Source organism: Microcoleus sp. D3_18a_C4 (genome assembly GCF_036702415.1).
Classification (GTDB): domain Bacteria; phylum Cyanobacteriota; class Cyanobacteriia; order Cyanobacteriales; family Microcoleaceae; genus Microcoleus.
The window spans coordinates 1-1096 of the sequence record NZ_JAUBTI010000241.1; the positions used below are offsets into that span (position 1 = coordinate 1).

The following is a 1096-nucleotide window of genomic DNA, read 5'->3' on the forward strand; positions in this document are numbered from 1 at the left end:
TTGGTAACGGAGGTGTTGGGGTTGGTGTTGGTGTTGGTAACGGAGGTGTTGGGGTTGGTGTTGGTGTTGGTAACGGAGGTGTTGGGGTTGGTGTTGGTGTTGGTAACGGAGGTGTTGGGGTTGGTGTTGGTGTTGGTAACGGAGGTGTTGGGGTTGGTGTTGGTGTTGGTAACGGAGGTGTTGGGGTTGGTGTTGGTGTTGGTAACGGATGTGTTGGGGTTGGTGTTGGCGCAGTGTCGTTATCAGTAATGGCGACATTAACAGGGGAAATTGTGATGCTGTTATATTTAACATCGCTACTGGTAGCAGTATGCCCGATCGCCCCGGCATGATTTCCTTCCACAGCCGCATCGTCTGTAGCCGTTACTGTGACGGGTTTGGCAACATTCCAGTTAGTAGCGTCGAAGGTAATTGCACCCATCGCATTAATTTGACTGCCCGTATCAAAACTGATAGTAACTGGTGCAGTTGGCTGCGAATTTAACTGGAGTCTAAAACTGCCTGTGGCACCGCCTTCTGTAGCAGTTGTGCTCTGTTGTGAAATACTCACACCTGTAGTGTCGTTGTCAGCAATCGTGGCTGTCACAGGAGAAATCGTCAGGTTGTTATAATTAGTATCTGTACTGACAGACTTGTGAGCGATCGTGCCACTGCGGGTTCCTTGCGCTATGCTGTCATCGATCGCACTAACATTCACATTTTGAGCAACATTCCAATTATTGGGGGTGAAAGTCAGAGGTGCGATCGCATTAATTTGACTGCCCGTGTCAAAATTAATAGTGACGTTTGCAGTAGGTGCGGTAGTCAGAAGTACGGCGTAGCTATCGGTTACACCGCCTTCAGCAATAGCTGTTCCGCCTCCTGATTGGACAAGAGAAATACCGGGACTATCGTTATCTGTAATCGATGCTGTCACATTGGGAATGACTTTCGCATTATAATTTGCATCGCTACTCGTAGCTGTGTGAGCGATCGTGCCACTGTGGGTTCCTTGTGCTACATTGTCGTCGATCGCACTGACAGTGACAGTTTGAGCAACATTCCAGTTAGTGCTGTCAAAAGTAATAGGTGTGGCGATCGGATTAAGTTGATTGTC

At 48.4% G+C, this 1096-nt stretch carries 1 pseudogene; it reads right to left on the minus strand.

Going from position 1 to position 1096, the window contains the following annotated elements:
- Nucleotides 1-1096 (minus strand): annotated as a pseudogene (locus tag QUB16_RS33410) (peptidase C11 clostripain); the annotation flags it as partial.